The following is a 16,535-nucleotide window of genomic DNA, read 5'->3' as shown; positions in this document are numbered from 1 at the left end:
TTGTTTGCTGATCAGCGACGGGCGAAGCGCGCCAGGCGCTGTTCGTCCAGGGTCAGGCCCAGGCCTGGGGTACGGGGAATGTGCAGCTGGAAGTCGCGGTATTGCGGCGGCTCGTTGACGATTTCTTCGGTCAGCAGCAGCGGGCCGAACAGCTCGGTGCCCCAGGTCAGTTGGCGCAAGGTAAGGAAGGCGTGGGCCGAGGCCAAGGTGCCGATCGAGCCCTCGAGCATGGTGCCGCCATACAGGCCGATACCGGCGGCCTCGGCGATTTGCGCAGTGCGCAGCACAGCACGCGGGCCGCCGTTCTTGGCGATTTTCAGGGCAAAGATGCTGGCGGCGCCGTCGGCGGCCAGGCTGAAGGCATCCTCGACGCTTTCGATGGACTCATCGGCCATGATCGGTGCAGGGCTGCGCTGGTTCAGGCGCACCTGGCCACCGCGGTTGATACGCGAAATCGGCTGCTCGATCAGGTCGATACCGTTGTCGCCAAGCACCTGGCAAGCGCGGATGGCCTGGGATTCGTCCCAGTACTGATTCACGTCCACTCGCACACTGGCGCTGTCGCCCAGTTCGCGTTTTATCGTCACCACGTGTTTGAGGTCCTGCTCCACCGGGTTGGCGCCAATCTTCAGCTTGAACACCCGGTGACGGCGAATTTCCAGCATGTGCCGGGCTTCGGCGATATCACGGGCGGTGTCGCCACTGGCCAGGGTCCAGGCCACTTCCAGGCTGTCGCGCACACGGCCGCCCAGCAGTTCGCTGACCGGCAGGCCCAGGCGTTTGCCCTGGGCATCGAGCAAGGCGCTTTCGATACCCGACTTGGCAAACGTGTTGCCCTTGGCCAGCTTGTCCAGCTTGAGCATGGCGGCGTTGATGTTGTCTGCCTCCAGGCCGATCAGCGCCGGGGCCAGGTGCGCGTCGATGTTGGCCTTGATGCCCTCGGGGCTTTCGTAGCCATAGGCCAGGCCACCGATGGTGGTGGCCTCACCGATACCTTCCACGCCATCGCTGCAACGCACACGCAATACCACCAGGGTCTGCTGCTGCATGGTGTGCATTGCCAGCTTGTGCGGGCGAATGGTCGGCAGGTCGACGATAATTGCATCAATACGTTCAATCAGCGCGCTTGTCATTGTTGCCAGGTCCCGTCAGGTCGGGCTGCCAGTTGCAGGCCCGAATGGTGCATTTACTTGATTGTTCAAGGATTGCGCGAGACCCTGATGACCGTCCAATATCAAATGAATCTCCCACCATACCCTGGAGGTCTGATGGAGCTGCGCCACCTGCGTTACTTCAAGGTCTTGGCCGAGACCCTGAACTTCACCCGCGCCGCCGAGCTGCTGCACATTGCACAACCGCCCTTGAGCCGGCAGATCAGCCAGCTGGAGGACGAGCTCGGCACCTTGCTGGTAGCGCGCGAACGCCCGCTGCGGCTGACCGAGGCCGGCCGCTTCTTCTACGAGCAGAGCTGCACCGTGCTTCAGCAACTGCAGAACATCAGCGACAACACCCGCCGCATTGGCCAGGGCCAGCGCCAGTGGCTGGGCATCGGCTTTGCCCCCTCGACCCTGTACAACGTGCTGCCAGAGCTGATCCGCGAGCTGCGCCAGGACAGCGAGCTGGAACTGGGGCTGAGCGAGATGACCACGCTGCAGCAGGTGGAAGCGCTGAAGAGCGGGCGCATCGACATCGCCTTCGGGCGCATTCGCATCGAGGACGCGGCCATTGCGCAACAGGTCCTGCGTGAAGACCCGCTGGTGGCCGTGCTGCCCAAGGGCCACCCGCTGGCGGGCAGCCCGCTCAGCCTCGCCCAGCTGGCTGGCGAGGCGTTCATCCTCTACCCGGCCAACCCCCGGCCCAGTTATGCCGACCACGTGCTTGCGCTGTTCGCCCAGCACGGCATGAGCATCCGCGTCAGCCAGTGGGCCAACGAACTGCAGACGGCCATCGGCCTGGTGGCCGTCGGCGTGGGGGTAACCCTGGTGCCAGCATCGGTACAACAGCAGCACCGCACCGATATCGAGTATGTCGGCTTGCTTGATAGCAGCGCCGTCAGCCCGATCATACTTAGCCGGCGCAAGGGTGACGTGAGCCCGATCGTGCAGCGGTGCCTGGGGTTGATCGCCCAGCAGATCGGGTGAGTAAAACCAGAAGCCACGCGGGACCTGTGGGAGCGGCTTTAGCCGCGAACACCGGCGCAGCCGGTGCCATGCACCGCGTTGGGGCCTTCGCGGGTGAACCCGCTCCCACAGGGATATGTCATCCGCTCAGGGGTGTGCTGCGCGGCGGCGGTAGGCCAGCAGCAGGAACACGAACCACAACGGCATCACGCACAGCGCCAACCGGGTATCCGGCTGCAGCGCCAGCAGCACCAGCACAAAGCCGAGAAAACCCAGGGTGGTGATGGCCATCGGCACCCCGCCCGGCAACTTGAACGCCGAGGCATCGTGCGCAGGCGGGTTGCGTTTGCGATAGGCAAGGTACGCCGCAAGGATCATCGACCAGGTAAAGATCACCAGGATTGCCGACACGGTGGAAATCAGCGTGAACACCGTCATCACCTCCGGGATGATGAACAGCAGGCTCAACCCGATCAGCATGCATACGCCGGAAAACACCAGGCTGTACACCGGCACGCTCAGTGCCGAAAGCCTGGCGAACAGGGCCGGCGCGTTACGCCGCTCGGCCAGCCCGAACAGCATCCGGCAGCCCGAGTAGACACCACTGTTGGCCGAAGAGGCTGCCGAGGTCAGCACCACGAAGTTGATCATGCCGGCCGCCGCGGGGAAGCCGGCCAGCAGGAACAGCTCGACGAAGGGGCTGCGGTTGGCCGGCACCTCGGCCCACGACACCACGCTGATGATGCACACCAGCGCCAGGATGTAGAACAGCAGAATGCGCAAGGGGATGGTGTTTATGGCCTTGGGCAGCGAACGATGCGGATTCTTTGCCTCGGCGGCGGTGGTGCCGATCAGTTCGGTGCCGGCAAAGGAAAACACGGCAATCTGGAAGCCCGCAAAGAAACCGCTGATGCCATGGGGCAGCACCGCGCCCGGCGCGACCACGTTGGACAGCGAAGCAACCACGCCATTGGGTGAGGTATAGGAGGTGGCGATCATCACCGCCGCCGTGATGATCAACAGCACGATGGCGACGATCTTGATGATGCCGAACCAGAACTCCACCTCGCCAAAAATCCGCACCGCCAGCATGTTTAGCCCCAGCAGCACGAACAGGGTGAAGAACGCGGGTAGCCAGGCCGGTGCATCGGGGTACCAGTACTGGAAGAACCCGGCCACCACGACCACGTCGCCGACCACTGCCACGCTCCAGCTCAACCAGTACGACCAGCTCAGCACAAAGCCGGCGCGCGGCCCCAGGTAATGGGCAACGATGTCGGCGAACGACTTGAAGCGCAGGTCGGACAACAGCAGCTCGCCCATGGCGCGCATGACGAAGAACACGAAGAACCCGAGGATGGCGTACACCAGCAGGATCGAGGTGCCGGACAGCGCTATCACCTTGCCGGAGCCCATGAACAGGCCGGTGCCGATGGCGCCGCCTATGGAAATCAGCTGAATGTGGCGGTTTTCCAGCGTGCGTTGCAGGTGCCCTTCACGGTCGGGCGTTACCGGTTTGCTTTGCTCAAGGCTTGCGGGCATGTCTTGCATGGCGACCTCTTGTTATTGTTGGCCTGTCACATGTCGCGGTGCCGTGGCAAAGCCCTTTACAGGCTTCGCCATGGCTGGTTACGCGGGTTAGCGCGCGCTTTCGAACCCTTGCAGGGTGTTCACGGCGTTGATGCCGATTTCGTCGACCATGTAGCCGCCTTCCATCACGAACAGGGTCGGGATACCCGCACTGGCGATCTCGGCGCCCATGCGCAGGAAGTCTTCGCTGGTGAGCTTGAAGTGGCTGATCGGGTCATTCTCGAAGGTGTCGACCCCCAGCGACACAACCAGAAACTGCGGCTTGTGCGCGACGATGCGCTTGAGTGCATCCTGCAAAGCCGGCTTGTACTGGGCCCAGCGTGTGCCCTTGCCCATCGGGTAGTTGGCGTTGAAACCCTCGCCAGCGCCTGCGCCTTGTTCATGGGCGTAGCCGGAAAAGTACGGGTAGGACACGTGCGGGTCGCCATGCAGGGAGGCGAAGAAGACATCGGGGCGATCGTAAAAGATGTTCTGTGTGCCGTTGCCGTGGTGGAAGTCCACATCCAGCACGGCAACGCGTTTGGCGCCTTGACTGAGGCAGCGCTCGGCTGCGATGGCGGCGTTGTTCAGGTAGCAGTAGCCGCCCATGTATTCCCGTGCTGCATGGTGCCCCGGTGGGCGGCACAGGGCAAAGGCGCTGTCGGCACCGTCGATGATGCGCTGCATGCCGGTCAAGGCAACGTTGGCGCTGCTGCGCACCGCCTCCCAGGTGCCGGCGGTGATCGGGGCCCCCGCGTCCATGGCATAGAAGCCCAGCTTGCCGTCGATGAAGCCGGGCTCACGGTCGATGGCCAGGTCGCGCACTGGCCAAACCAGTGGCAGTGCATCGTGGGTCTTGCCGGTGGCGGCCCATTCCTGCCAGGCATTTTCCAGGAAGCTTACATAGCGCTCGCTGTGCGCCGCCACGTAGCAGCCACGGTTGAAGGCCTGTTCGGCAATGACATCGCCAAGGCCGGTGCTGTGCACCCGGGCCAGCACGGTGTCGGCACGCTGGGGATTTTCGAACGACGGCGTAATGGCGCCGTCCTTGAGTTCCGAGCCATGGTGCAAGCGGTGGTTGTTGCTAAAGACTGTCAGCAAGCGAATGTCCTTTTTCAAGGGGTTACCGGATAACCAATTTTCGCGACACAGCGGTGAAAATGCTTTGCTTTATGCTCAATCAAACCGGATGCTTGAGCAAAGTATTCACAAGTTTGGTTACCTATGAGCAAAGCCTTTGCTATTGAACAACTGGACGACACCGACCGCGAGCTGCTGCGCCTTCTGCAGGAGGACGGCACCCTGTCGAGCGCTGCGCTGGGCGAGCGTTTGTCGATGACCGTGACGCCCTGCTGGCGCAGGCGCAAACGGCTGGAGGAGCTGGGCATCATCAAGGATTACCAGGCCAACCTCGACCGCAGGAAGCTGGGCTACGACGTGATGGCGTTTGCCCAGGTGCGCTTTGGCAACCATTCGGCCAACGCACCGGATGAGTTCGAGCAGGTGATCCTGAAGCTGCCGCAGGTGCTGTCCTGCCACAAGGTGACCGGCGAGGCTGACTATGTGCTGACGGTGTTGGCAAATGACCTGGAGAGTTATGGGCGATTCGTGGAAGAGGTGTTGCGTCGTCAGCCAGGCATTGCCTCGATCCAGTCGAGCCTGGCGCTGCGCGAAGTGAAGGCGGTTTCCCGAATACCTGTGCCCTGAAGGCCTTTACCCAACCTGCTTTTGACTTTTGTGGGAGCGGCCTACTCCGGCAAGCTGTACCGCTCGGCAAAGTACTGGCGGAAAAAGTCCACCGCCACCCGCACCTTGGCCGAGCTGGCCAGCGGCGAGGTGTACACCGCCCAGATGTCCGCCGGCTGGTGATAAGCCTCCAACACCTGCACCAGGCGCCCGTCCTGCAAGCTGTCGTGCACGTCCCACCATGAACGCAGTAGTATCCCGCGCCCGTCCAGGCACCACTGGTGCGCCACTTCGCCATGGTTGGTCGACAGGCCGCCGGTCACCCGCACGCTTTCTTCACCCAGCGGCCCCATCAGTTGCCACACGCCGAACGGGTGGTCGCGTTCCTTGATCACCAGGCAGTCGTGGCTGCCCAGGTCGCCCAGCACCTTGGGCGTGCCGCGCCGCGCCAGGTACGCCGGGGCGGCGCACAGTACCCGGCGGTTGCGGGCCAGCGGCTTGGCGATCAGGTTGGGGGCAATGGCGTTGCCCACGCGGATGTCCAGGTCGACACCTTCGGCAATCAGGTCCACCAGGCGGTCGTGCACATCCAGGCGAATGTCCAGCCGCGGGTAGCGCTCGGCCAACTCCGACAGAGCCGGCGCCACGAAGCGCCGGCCCAGCCCCAGGCTGCTGGCAATGCGCAACTGCCCGGCCGGCTCGCGGTGCTGGGCACTGATGTCATCGCCCATGCGCTGCACGGCGTCGAATATCTGCAAGGCCCATTGATACACCCGCTCGCCCTCCTCGCTCACCGTCACCCGCCGGGTGGTGCGGTGCAACAGGCGCACTTCCAGGGTTTGCTCAAGCACGCGAATGCGCTTGCTGATGTACGCCGCCGACATGCCCAGCTCGTCGGCAACGGCCGCGAAGCTGGCGCGCTTGGCCACTTGCAGGAAGATATTGAGGTCGTCGAGGCTGGGCAGATTGTTCACGTATCGTGTTCCAAGAATCAATGATTGGCCAGATTATCTCCAGGCCAAGCCCTTATAGCATGGCCAGCACCTGTTCCCTAGACAACGAGTGCACCCCATGAGCAAGACCTTCAGAATCGCGGCAATCCCAGGCGACGGCATCGGCAACGAAGTACTGCCTGAAGGCATTCGGGTGGTCGAGGCCGCTGCGCGCAAGCATGGCCTGGACATCAGCTTCGAGTTCTTCGAGTGGGCCAGCTGCGACTACTACCTGGCCCACGGCAAGATGATGCCGGACGACTGGTTCGAACAGCTCAAAGGTTTCGACGCCCTGTACTTTGGTGCCGTGGGCTGGCCAGACAAAGTGCCGGACCACATCTCGCTGTGGGGTTCGCTGCTCAAGTTCCGCCGCGACTTCGACCAGTACGTGAACATTCGCCCGGTGCGCCTGTTCCCCGGCGTACCCTGCCCGCTGGCTGGTCGTGAACCCGGCGACATCGACTTCGTGGTCATCCGCGAAAACACCGAAGGCGAGTACTCGTCGCTGGGCGGGCGCATGTTCGAAGGCACCGAGAACGAGTTCGTGTTGCAGGAATCGGTGTTCACCCGCCGTGGCGTCGACCGCATTCTCAAGTACGCCTTCGAAGTGGCCCAGACCCGCGAGCGCAAGCACGTCACCTCGGCCACCAAGTCCAACGGCATGGCCGTGAGCATGCCGTACTGGGACGAACGCACCGCCGCAATGGCAGCCAATTATCCGGAAATCAGCTGGGACAAGCAGCACATTGATATCCTCTGCGCCCGCTTCGTACTGCAACCAGACCGCTTCGATGTGGTCGTGGCCTCGAACCTGTTCGGCGACATCCTGTCCGACCTCGGCCCGGCCTGCGCCGGCACCATCGGCATCGCGCCATCGGCCAACCTGAACCCCGAGCGCAAGTTCCCGTCGCTGTTCGAGCCGGTGCACGGCTCGGCCCCGGACATCTACGGCAAGAACATCGCCAACCCGATCGCGATGATCTGGTCCGGTGCGCTGATGCTCGATTTCCTCGGCAACGAAGGCACCGACCCACGCTACCGCGCTGCCCATGATGACATCCTCAAAGCCATCGAGCAGGTCATCGCCGCCGGTGACGTAACCCGCGACATGGGTGGCCAGCAGTCTACCCAGCAAGTGGGCCAGGCCATCACCGCGCTGATCGAAGCCTGATGTACCCGGGGCCGATTGTCAGAAGTGTCTGACAATCGGCCCTTTGCCTCTTGCGAGCGGCGTGGATTGTATGCAAAATCTGTTAACCATTAGATATTAGTTAACTTATGGTTAACAGCCAAGGAAGGAGTGGTACCGCAACACCCCGGATGCCTGCCGGGTATAACAAGTACGCCAACGTCCAGGAGACGATGATGTCGCACAAGAATAAAAAGATTGATGTGTTCCTGATTACCGTGAGCCTGATCGCCGTATTGCTCACCGTGATCGGCCTTGCAGCCTTCCCCGCCCAGGCTGAAAGCGCCGCCAACCAGTTGTTCGAGCTGTCCACCCGCACCTTCGGTACCAGCGTGCAGATGCTGGTGTTTGGCAGTACCCTGGCCGTGCTGTACCTGGCCTTCAGCAAGTACGGCAACATCCGCCTGGGCAGTGGCAAGCCTGAATACGCCACCGCCACCTGGGTGTTCATGTTCATCTGCGCAGGCATGGGTTCGTCGACCCTCTACTGGGGCGTGATGGAATGGGCTTACTACTACCAAACCCCGGGCCTGAACATCGCCGCGGCCACCCCCAAGGCACTCGAGTACAGCGTGGGCTACTCGTTCTTCCATTGGGGTATCAGCGCCTGGTCGATCTACGCCCTGGCCTCGCTGGCCATGGCCTACCACTTCCATGTACGCAAGAAGAGCGGCCTGAACCTGGCTTCGGTTATCGAAGCGGTGACAGGTTTCAAGGCCACCGGGCCGGTGGGCCGTACCGTCGACCTGATCTTCCTGCTGACCATGATGGGCGCACTGACCGTGTCGCTGGCCCTCACCGCCTCTACCCTGACGCGCGGCCTGCATGACCTGACCGGCACCCCGGATACGTTCACCGTGCAATTGATGGTGATCGGCGGCGTGGCGGTGATGTTCTCGCTCAGCTCCTACATCGGAATCGATGGTGGCCTGCAGCGCCTGAGCAAGATGGTGTGCATCGGCGCGCTGGTGTTTGCCGCGGTTGTGCTGTTGGTGGGCCCGACCCAGTTCACCCTCAACAACACTGCCAACTCGATTGGCCTGATGATCCAGAACTACGTGCACATGAGCCTGTTCACCGACCCGGCGGGCGACGGTGCCTTTACCCGCAACTGGACGGTGTTCTACTGGCTGTGGTGGGTGTCGTACGCCCCGGGCGTGGCCATGTTCGTCACCCGCGTTTCGCGCGGCCGGCAGATCAAGGAAGTGGTCCTGGCCCTGCTGCTGGGGGGCAGCTTCGGTTGCTGGTTCTTCTTCGGCGCGCTGGAAAGCTACAGCATGCACCAGTTCATCACCGGCGCCGTGGATGTGCCGAAAATGCTCGCCGAACAAGGCGGCGAATCGGCCGTGACACACCTGCTGCTGGCCTTGCCGTGGGGCCAGGTGTTCCTCGGTGTGTACCTGTTCATCATGGCCATCTTCTGTGCTTCGCACATGGACGCTGCGGCTTATGCGGTGGCTGCCACCAGCACCCGCAACCTGCGTGAAGGTGACGACCCGACACCCACCCACCGCCTGTTCTGGTGCGTGGTGCTGACCCTGGTGCCACTGGCCATGCTGTTCGCCAAGGCCTCGCTGTCGACCATGAAGACCGCCGTGGTGCTCACCGCAATCCCGTTCATGGTGATTCTGCTGGTGAAGATCTATGGCTTTTTCAAGTGGATGATCGCCGACTACGGCCAGGTACCGGCCCACGTCATCGAAGAAGAGGCTGCACGGATGGCCGGTGAGCAACCTGCCGACCATGCCCCGCGCAGCGCTGCTGCCGTGCATTGATTCAATCAGAGGGGCCGTACTGCGGCCCCTCTGAAAGGCTGCAAATTTTTTTGCCTGACCTGTTAACCAACAGGTACGCGTTAACCAACAACTATAAACCGAGCTTGTGAGAAACCTGTCATGAACGACTTCAAACGCCTGCCCGCCGATTTCTGTGCGAACGCCGACGAGGCCTTCACCATCCCGGCCAATTTCTACACCAAGGCCGCGGTGTTCGAACACGAGAAAGAAGCCATCTTCGCCCGCAGCTGGATCTGCGTGGGCCACCGCAGCGAAGTGGCAGACAACAATGCCTACATCACCCGCGACGTGATTGGCGAAAGCATCATCGTCGTCCGTGGCCGTGACAGCGTGCTGCGTGCGTTCTACAACGTCTGCCCGCACCGTGGCCACCAGCTGCTCAGCGGCAGCGGCAAAGCCAAGAACGTCATCACCTGCCCGTACCACGCCTGGACCTTCAAGCTCGACGGCGAACTGGCCCACGCCCGCAACTGCGACAACGTGGTCAATTTCGATAAAGAGAACTCCACCCTGGTGCAGCTGCGCGTCGAGGAATACGCCGGCTTCATCTTCATCAACATGGACATGGATGCGGGCTCCGTCGAAGACCAGCTGCCAGGCATGCAAGCACGCATGCGCGAAGCCTGCGCGGTAATCGACGACCTGCACCTGGCGGCGCGCTTCGTCAGCGACACCCCGGCCAACTGGAAGTCGATCGTCGACAACTACCTGGAGTGCTACCACTGCGCCCCGGCCCACCCAGGCTTCTCCGACTCGGTCGACGTCGGCCAGTACAGCCACACCATGCACGGTAACTGGACCCTGCAATATGGTCTGGCCAAGCCTTCGGAGCAGTCGTTCAAGTTCGACGAAAACGTGAAAGACCCGTCGTTCGCCGGTTTCTGGGCCTGGCCGTGCACCATGTTCAACGTGCCGCCAGGGGCCAACTTCATGACCGTGATCTACGAGTTCCCGGTCGATGCCGAAACCACCCTGCAGCACTACGACATCTACTTCCTCAACAAGGACATCACCGAGGAGCAGCAGAAGCTGATCGACTGGTACCGCGAAGTGTTCCGCCCAGAAGACCTGCGCCTGGTCGAGAGCGTGCAGAAGGGCCTGAAGTCGCGTGGTTACCGTGGCCAGGGCCGGATCATGGCCGACCGCGAGCGCAGTGGCATGAGCGAACACGGCATTGCCCACTTCCACAACCTGATCGCCGTGGCCCACCTCGACGATTGATGGCAACCGCTCCACGTTTATTTGCACGTAAAGGTGCGCGGCAGGGCCTGCCGTGCACCCAGGCAGTCGAGGTGAACCATGGCCAACACTTATGAAATGTTCAGCGTACGCGTAACCGACGTGGAACACGCCACGCCGCTGATCAAGCGCTTTACCCTGGCCCGCGAAGACGGCGCGGCGATGCCCGCCTTCACCGGCGGCAGCCACGTCATCGTGCAGATGCAAGGCGCTGACGGCAGCCAGTTCAGCAACGCCTATTCGTTGATGAGCGACCCGCGCGACACCCGCAGCTACCAGATCGGCGTACGCCTGGAAGAGCAGTCCAAGGGTGGTTCGGCGTTCATGCACCAGCAGGTGGAAGTCGGCACCCGCCTGACCATCTCCTCGCCCAACAACCTGTTCGCCCTCGACCCTTCGGCTGGCCGCCACGTCCTGATTGCCGGCGGCATCGGCATTACCCCGTTCCTGGCGCAACTGCATGAGCTGGAAGATGGCAGCGCCGATTACGAGCTGCACTATGCCTTCCGCGCGCCTGAGCACGGCGCGTTCCAGGACCAGTTGGCCAACGGCCCGCACGCCGCCAACACGCGGTTCTACATCGACAGCCTCGACCGCAAGCTTGATCTGGCCGCCCTGTGCGCGGGGCTGGACGAGCAGGCGCACTTGTACGTGTGCGGCCCCAAACCGCTGATCGACGCGGTCATCGCCTGCGCCGCCAAGGCCGGCATTGCCGAGCAGCGCGTGCATTGGGAACAGTTTGCCGCCACCCCGGTCACCGGCAGTGCCTTTACCGTAGTGCTGGCGCAATCGGGCGTGGAACTGCAGGTGGAAGAAGGCATGACCATTCTGCAGGCCATCGAGAAGTCCAAGGCTGCCAAGGTCGAGTGCCTGTGCCGAGAAGGCGTGTGCGGTACGTGCGAGACGGCCATCCTTGAGGGTGAAGCCGAGCATTACGACCAGTACCTGAGCGATGAAGAGAAAGCGGCGCAGCAGAGCATCATGCTGTGCGTTTCCCGCGCCCGTGCGGCGCGGCTGGTGCTGGACCTTTAACAACCGCCCGGCTGATGTTGCCTGTACTGGCCTCATCGCCGGCAAGCCAGCTCCCACATGGACCGCATTGTCCTGTACCTGTGGGAGCTGGCTTGCCGGCGATGAGGCCAGTGCAGGCAACACAAGGTCATTCCCCCAGAAGAGGCAGCGTGAGGCCCCGTCAACCAAAAGTTGACAGCTTGGGTATACTGGCAGGCTCTTGGCCCAGATCAGGACACCCTGCCGATGTTGGAAAACAGCTTCGCCTTCCGCCTCAAGGAACTGCTCGAGCATCACAAGCTGACCCTGCAAGCCGTGGGCACGGCGTTGGGCATTTCGCGCACCGCCGTGCACAAGTGGACCCGCGGCGGCGAGATCGACTACGACAACCTGCGCAAGCTGGCCGACTTTCTCAAGGTCAACTGGATCTGGCTGCGCTATGGCGACGAAGCACTGCAGAACATCCAGCAACCGCAGGTGGTCGAGCTGCCGATGACCGACGTGCGCCGGCGCCTGACCGCGGAGATCATGGAAAGCGAAACGCGCATGAAGCTGGCCCAGGAAGGCGCGCGCATCGTCACCTGGGAATGGAACCTGATCAGCGACGAAGTCACCTACTCGCCCAACGTCGAGCAGGTCTATGGCTGGCCGGTCCACCACAACGAAGACTTCTGGAAGCACCTGCCCAACGAAGACGTGCAGCGCATGCAGGTGATGTACGCCGACGCGGTGGCCGACGGCAGTGGCTGTGAATGCGACTTCCGCATCACCCGCCCGGACGGTGAAGTCCGCTGGATTTCTTCCCGCGCCACAGTGGTGCGCGACAGCGCCGGGCGCTCGGTAAAGATGGTTGGCATCAGCATGGACAACACCGAACGCCAGGTGGCCCAGCAGGCGCTTAGCCAGAGCGAGGAGCGCTTCCGGGCGATCTTCGAGCTGGCCTGGGGTGCCCTGGCCTACATCGACCCGGACGGCACCTGGCAGCGGGTGAACAACAGCCTGTGCGAGTTGCTGGGCTACAGCGCCGATGAACTCTACGGCATGACCTTCCAGCAGATCACCCACGCCGACGACCTGGCGCAGAACCTGCAGCTGCTGCAACGCATGCTGGCCGGCGAAACCGAGCGCTACGAAGTGGAAAAACGCGTGCGCCACAAGAACGGCGAGTACATCTGGGTACGCGCCCGCACCTCGCTGCAGCGCCGGGACAACGGCGAACCGGAACACCTGATCAGCGTGTTCGAAGACATCAGCGCCGAGCGCCAGGAGCATGAACGGCTACAGGCGCACATTGCCGCCCTGGAAGCCCGCCTGGCGGCTTCGTGAACTACCCGAAATTTCAAAACTGACGCGATTCCTGTGGGAGCGGGCATGCCCGCTCCCACAGGGACCGCAAAAACTTCTAGATTTTCAGCTGATCGCCGCGCAGCCAGTCGATAAACCGTGCAAACAACTCGGACTGCGAGTTGATCTCCAGCTTCAGGTACAGGTTCTTGCGGTGCATGCGCACCGTCTCCGGCGAGATGCCCAGCTCCAGCGCGGTCGACTTCACCGAGTGCCCGCGCAGGATCATGTGTGCCACCTCCCGCTCACGGTCGGTCAGCACCTGGCAACCAAAGCTGTCGAACGCTGCCTGCAGGCTGCCGTGTTCGGCCGATGCTGCGCCGGGCTCCAGGTTATGCCGGGCATAACGCCCCAACAGTTCCCGCACCATGGGCTCCAGCGCCCGCAGCAGGTCGACCTGCCCGGCACTCAGAGGCGTGCCGCTGCAACCCTGGAACAGGCTCAGCGACAACTTGCGGCCAGCGCTGAGGTCGACGATGTAATAGCTGTCTTCGCTGCAACCGGTGCCCAGGTAATAGGCCTTGTAGTAGTCGCTGTCGAAGAAGTTGTCGGGGGCGATTTCCTGCAGGTGGTAAAAGCCTTCGGCCAAGCCGCTTTGCACGGCCAGGCAGAATGGGTCGAGCAGGTAGCCAGCACTGAAATAACGCTCAAGCACCGCGGCACGGTGCAGCTCGGGAATGCCTTGCTGGTACAGCAGCTGCGGCGCCCGCCCCTGGCACTCAAGGCTGATCATCATCGATTCAACCTGCACCAGTTGGCCGATGGCAGCGGCCACATACTCCAGCGCCTCGGGCGTATCGCTATTGGCCAACGCACGCTGCAGCGCCGCATGCCATTGCTGCAGCGCGCCCATTGTCAGGGTAAGCGGGGTGTCGGGAGTGGCCTGGGTCATGCCCGGCAGTCTAGCCTGCCAGGCACGCCCCCGCACAGCCCTTTGCGCCAGGTTCATCGGCCTTGGTACAGGCCAAGCGCAGTCAGTTCGCGCGCGGTTTCGAGGATGCACTGGCGCAAGGTCTCGACGATCTCGTCCACCTGCGCATGGGTGACGATCAGCGGTGGCGACATCACGTTCAGGTGCATTATCGGGCGCACCAGCAATCCGCGGGCCTGGGCCTTGCTGTGGATGCGCTCACCGATGTTCACCTCATCCGGGAACAGCGCCTTGCTGGCCTTGTCGGCCACGAACTCAACGCAGGCCATCAGCTTCATGCAACGCACATCACCCACCAGCGGCAACTCGCGCAGGCTTTGCAGGCGCTGCTCCAGGTAGCCACCCACTTCCTTGACGTGATCGAGCAGTTGCTCGCGCTCGATGATCTCGATGTTCTTCAGCGCCGCTGTACAGCACACCGGGTGACCACTGTAGGTAAAGCCATGGGTGAAGCAGCGGCCCTTGCCCGGCTCGGCAATCACTTCCCAGATACGCTCGGAGAAGATACACGCGCCCAGCGGCAGGTAGGCCGAGGTCAGGCCCTTGGCGGTGGTGATGATGTCGGGGGTAACGCCAAACAGTTCTTCGCTGGCGAAGAAGGTGCCCAGGCGCCCGAACGAGGTCACCACTTCGTCGGCGACGAACAGGATGTCGTAGGTCTGGCACAGCTGCCACATGCGCTGGAAGTAGCCCTCGGGCGGAATGATCACCCCGCCCGAGCCCATGATCGGCTCGGCGAAGAACGCCGCCACATTGTCGGCACCCAGCGACAGGATCCTGTCCTCGAACTCGGCCACCAGGTAGTCGAGGAATTCGGCCTCGTCCATGTCGTGCGGGGCACGGTACGGGTTGGGGTTGGAGACGTGGTGGATCAGGTCGTGGTGATAGTCGAACTCCGGCACCCGGTCGGCGGCCTTGTTGCCGATCGACATGGTCAGGGTGGTGGAGCCGTGGTAGGCGTTGTAGCGGGCAATGATGTGCTTCTTGTGTGGCTTGCCGCGGCAGTTCTGGTAGTACTGGATCAGCCGGTAGGCGGTGTCGACAGCGGTCGAGCCGCCGGTGGTGAGGAACACATGGTTCAGGTCGCCCGGCGCCAGCTGCGCAAGCTTCTGGCACAGTTCGATGGCCACGTCGTTGGCCATGTCGGAGAACGGGTTGGAATACGCCAGCTGGCGCACCTGGTCTGCGATGGCCAGGGCCATTTCCTCGCGGCCCAGGCCGATGTTGGTGCACCACATGCCGCCGACGGCATCGAGGAAGCGGTTGCCGTGGGTGTCACGAATGTAGGCGCCCTCGCCGGCCACGATGTTCAGCGCGCCTTGCTCGCGGTGCTCGTCGAACACATGGTAGCCGTGCATGTAGTGGGCCTTGTCGGCCTCCACCAGCGGGTCGTGGGCGATAGCGAATGCTTTGCTTGGGGTGGCCATGGGCAGCTCCTTGGCGAGAATTTTGGGCAGTGTTCAGAAACCGGTCTTGACGGTGCTCCAGACCCGGGTGATGGCGCGCATGTCCTTGGGGCTCTGGGTTTTCTGCGCGAACAGGCGCTCACGGGTTTGTGCGTCGGGGTAGATGGCCGGGTCCTGGCGGATATCGTCACGCACCAGCGCGGTGGCGGCGGCGTTGCTGTTGGCGTAGTGGATGTAGTCAGTGACCTTGGCCATGGTCTGCGGCTGCAGCAGAAACTCGATGAAGCGGTGGGCGTTGGCCGCGTGCGGCGCATCCTTGGGGATGTACAGGTTGTCGAACCAGATCAGCGAACCTTCCTGGGGGATGAAGAACGACAGCTTGATGTCCTTCTTCGCTTCCACCGCACGGGCCTGGGCGGTGGCGTAGTCACCGGACCAGGTCAGCGCCAGGCAGACATCGCCGTTGGGCAGGCTGGTGAGGTAGTTGACCGAGTCGAACTTGCGAATGTAGGGGCGGATGCCCAGCAGCAGTTGTTCGGCTGCCTTGAGGTCGGCGGCCGACGCGCTGCGCGGGTCCTTGCCCAGGTACTGCAGGGCCAGCGGGATGACCTCGGTGGGCGCGTCCATCAGGGTGACGCCGCAGTCGGCGAAGCGCGAGACTATCTTGGGGTCGAACAGCATGGCCAGCGAACCGATCGGCGCGTCGGGCATGCGCGCGGTGATCTTGTCGACGTTGTAGGTGACCCCCGAGCTGCCCCAGGTATAGGGCGCCGAGTACTTCAGGCCAGGGTCGTAGCCCTGCAGGTTGTTGACCACCTGCTGATCGAGGTTTTGCCAGCTGGGCAGTTGCTGCTTGTCCAGTGCCTGGAACACGCCGGCGCTGATCAGCGGGGGGACAAGCGAGGCGTTGAGCATGACCAGGTCGTAGCCGGAACGGCCGGTGAGCAGTTTGGTCTGCACGGTTTCGTAGCCATCAAAGGTGTCGTAGATGACCTTGATACCGGTGGCCTTCTCGAAGTCGGCCAGGGTGGTTTCACCGATGTAGTCGGTCCAGTTGTACAACCGTAACGTGTTCCCGCTGTCCACCTCTGCCGCCTGGGCCAGGCTGGCACCAGACGCCAGCAGCAGACCACCAATCACCTTCAGTACCTTGCGCATGGCAACTCCATCGTGTGAGTGCTCCGAGATCGAGCCGATGGGTTCACTATCGAGGGATTTGCCGAGGGGCAACATACCCCGAATGTGTGGGTGG

Annotated in this window: 14 protein-coding genes; 7 read left to right on the top strand and 7 right to left on the bottom strand. The window is 62.7% G+C overall.

Features of this window, described 5'->3' with window-relative positions; all coding sequences use genetic code 11:
* Positions 1-11: 11 nt before the first annotated feature.
* Positions 12-1,133: a muconate cycloisomerase family protein gene (locus tag E8E78_RS20210; RefSeq protein ID WP_049274190.1), complete on the bottom strand. Its 1,122-nt coding sequence runs from the start codon at positions 1,131-1,133 to the stop codon at positions 12-14.
* A 135-nt stretch (positions 1,134-1,268) separates the two neighbouring features.
* Here E8E78_RS20210 and catR point away from each other — a divergent pair, with 135 nt between their 5' ends.
* Positions 1,269-2,141: an HTH-type transcriptional regulator CatR gene (gene catR, locus E8E78_RS20205; RefSeq protein WP_049274192.1), complete on the top strand. Its 873-nt coding sequence runs from the start codon at positions 1,269-1,271 to the stop codon at positions 2,139-2,141.
* A 126-nt stretch (positions 2,142-2,267) separates the two neighbouring features.
* Here the strand turns inward: catR and E8E78_RS20200 are convergent, their stop codons facing one another.
* Together E8E78_RS20200 and E8E78_RS20195 are read right to left on the bottom strand one after the other, a co-directional pair.
* Positions 2,268-3,671, bottom strand: a complete 1,404-nt coding sequence (locus E8E78_RS20200; protein ID WP_049274193.1) for an amino acid permease — start codon at positions 3,669-3,671, stop codon at positions 2,268-2,270.
* An 87-nt stretch (positions 3,672-3,758) separates the two neighbouring features.
* Positions 3,759-4,790, bottom strand: coding sequence for a histone deacetylase family protein (locus tag E8E78_RS20195; protein WP_280313418.1), 1,032 nt, complete (start codon positions 4,788-4,790; stop codon positions 3,759-3,761).
* Between the two features lie 123 nt (positions 4,791-4,913).
* Here E8E78_RS20195 and E8E78_RS20190 point away from each other — a divergent pair, with 123 nt between their 5' ends.
* Positions 4,914-5,396, top strand: coding sequence for an Lrp/AsnC ligand binding domain-containing protein (locus E8E78_RS20190; protein ID WP_016499200.1), 483 nt, complete (start codon positions 4,914-4,916; stop codon positions 5,394-5,396).
* Positions 5,397-5,437: 41 nt separating this feature from the next.
* Here E8E78_RS20190 and E8E78_RS20185 read toward each other — a convergent pair whose 3' ends face one another.
* Positions 5,438-6,349 (bottom strand): LysR substrate-binding domain-containing protein, encoded by a 912-nt coding sequence (locus tag E8E78_RS20185; protein WP_049274198.1) that lies wholly within the window; start codon positions 6,347-6,349, stop codon positions 5,438-5,440.
* A gap of 97 nt (positions 6,350-6,446) precedes the next feature.
* Here E8E78_RS20185 and E8E78_RS20180 point away from each other — a divergent pair, with 97 nt between their 5' ends.
* From E8E78_RS20180 to E8E78_RS20160, 5 genes are all read left to right on the top strand, one after another.
* Positions 6,447-7,538 carry a tartrate dehydrogenase gene (locus E8E78_RS20180; RefSeq protein ID WP_016499198.1) on the top strand — a complete coding sequence of 364 codons (1,092 nt, stop codon included), beginning with the start codon at positions 6,447-6,449 and terminating at the stop codon, positions 7,536-7,538.
* 194 nt (positions 7,539-7,732) lie between these two features.
* On the top strand, positions 7,733-9,331 hold the full coding sequence (locus E8E78_RS20175; protein ID WP_059396283.1) for a BCCT family transporter: 1,599 nt from the start codon (positions 7,733-7,735) through the stop codon (positions 9,329-9,331).
* Positions 9,332-9,451: 120 nt separating this feature from the next.
* Entirely contained in the window at positions 9,452-10,573 is a 1,122-nt protein-coding gene (locus E8E78_RS20170; RefSeq protein ID WP_016499196.1) for a ring-hydroxylating oxygenase subunit alpha, read from the top strand.
* 78 nt (positions 10,574-10,651) lie between these two features.
* Positions 10,652-11,623: a PDR/VanB family oxidoreductase gene (locus E8E78_RS20165; protein WP_280313421.1), complete on the top strand. Its 972-nt coding sequence runs from the start codon at positions 10,652-10,654 to the stop codon at positions 11,621-11,623.
* A 225-nt stretch (positions 11,624-11,848) separates the two neighbouring features.
* Positions 11,849-12,928, top strand: coding sequence for a helix-turn-helix transcriptional regulator (locus E8E78_RS20160; RefSeq protein ID WP_049274204.1), 1,080 nt, complete (start codon positions 11,849-11,851; stop codon positions 12,926-12,928).
* A 76-nt stretch (positions 12,929-13,004) separates the two neighbouring features.
* Here E8E78_RS20160 and E8E78_RS20155 read toward each other — a convergent pair whose 3' ends face one another.
* The 3 genes from E8E78_RS20155 to E8E78_RS20145 are packed head-to-tail and all read right to left on the bottom strand — an operon-like array spanning position 13,005 to position 16,441.
* Complete coding sequence (locus tag E8E78_RS20155; RefSeq protein WP_172439629.1) at positions 13,005-13,838, bottom strand: helix-turn-helix transcriptional regulator; 834 nt, start codon at positions 13,836-13,838, stop codon at positions 13,005-13,007.
* A gap of 53 nt (positions 13,839-13,891) precedes the next feature.
* Positions 13,892-15,304 (bottom strand): aminotransferase, encoded by a 1,413-nt coding sequence (locus E8E78_RS20150; RefSeq protein WP_059396284.1) that lies wholly within the window; start codon positions 15,302-15,304, stop codon positions 13,892-13,894.
* A 33-nt stretch (positions 15,305-15,337) separates the two neighbouring features.
* Entirely contained in the window at positions 15,338-16,441 is a 1,104-nt protein-coding gene (locus tag E8E78_RS20145) for a polyamine ABC transporter substrate-binding protein (RefSeq protein WP_049274208.1), read from the bottom strand.
* Positions 16,442-16,535: the final 94 nt, after the last annotated feature.

The organism is Pseudomonas sp. BN505, from assembly GCF_029873175.1.
Lineage (GTDB): Bacteria > Pseudomonadota > Gammaproteobacteria > Pseudomonadales > Pseudomonadaceae > Aquipseudomonas > Aquipseudomonas putida.
This window is presented reverse-complemented; position numbering and strand designations above follow the sequence as displayed.

Coding starts and splice junctions, on each gene's coding strand:
- E8E78_RS20210 (WP_049274190.1), bottom strand. CDS start 1,133: ATGACAAGCGCGCTGATTGAACGTATTGATGCAATTATCGTCGACCTG.
- catR (WP_049274192.1), top strand. CDS start 1,269: ATGGAGCTGCGCCACCTGCGTTACTTCAAGGTCTTGGCCGAGACCCTG.
- E8E78_RS20200 (WP_049274193.1), bottom strand. CDS start 3,671: ATGCAAGACATGCCCGCAAGCCTTGAGCAAAGCAAACCGGTAACGCCC.
- E8E78_RS20190 (WP_016499200.1), top strand. CDS start 4,914: ATGAGCAAAGCCTTTGCTATTGAACAACTGGACGACACCGACCGCGAG.
- E8E78_RS20180 (WP_016499198.1), top strand. CDS start 6,447: ATGAGCAAGACCTTCAGAATCGCGGCAATCCCAGGCGACGGCATCGGC.
- E8E78_RS20175 (WP_059396283.1), top strand. CDS start 7,733: ATGTCGCACAAGAATAAAAAGATTGATGTGTTCCTGATTACCGTGAGC.
- E8E78_RS20170 (WP_016499196.1), top strand. CDS start 9,452: ATGAACGACTTCAAACGCCTGCCCGCCGATTTCTGTGCGAACGCCGAC.
- E8E78_RS20165 (WP_280313421.1), top strand. CDS start 10,652: ATGGCCAACACTTATGAAATGTTCAGCGTACGCGTAACCGACGTGGAA.
- E8E78_RS20160 (WP_049274204.1), top strand. CDS start 11,849: ATGTTGGAAAACAGCTTCGCCTTCCGCCTCAAGGAACTGCTCGAGCAT.
- E8E78_RS20155 (WP_172439629.1), bottom strand. CDS start 13,838: ATGACCCAGGCCACTCCCGACACCCCGCTTACCCTGACAATGGGCGCG.
- E8E78_RS20150 (WP_059396284.1), bottom strand. CDS start 15,304: ATGGCCACCCCAAGCAAAGCATTCGCTATCGCCCACGACCCGCTGGTG.
- E8E78_RS20145 (WP_049274208.1), bottom strand. CDS start 16,441: ATGCGCAAGGTACTGAAGGTGATTGGTGGTCTGCTGCTGGCGTCTGGT.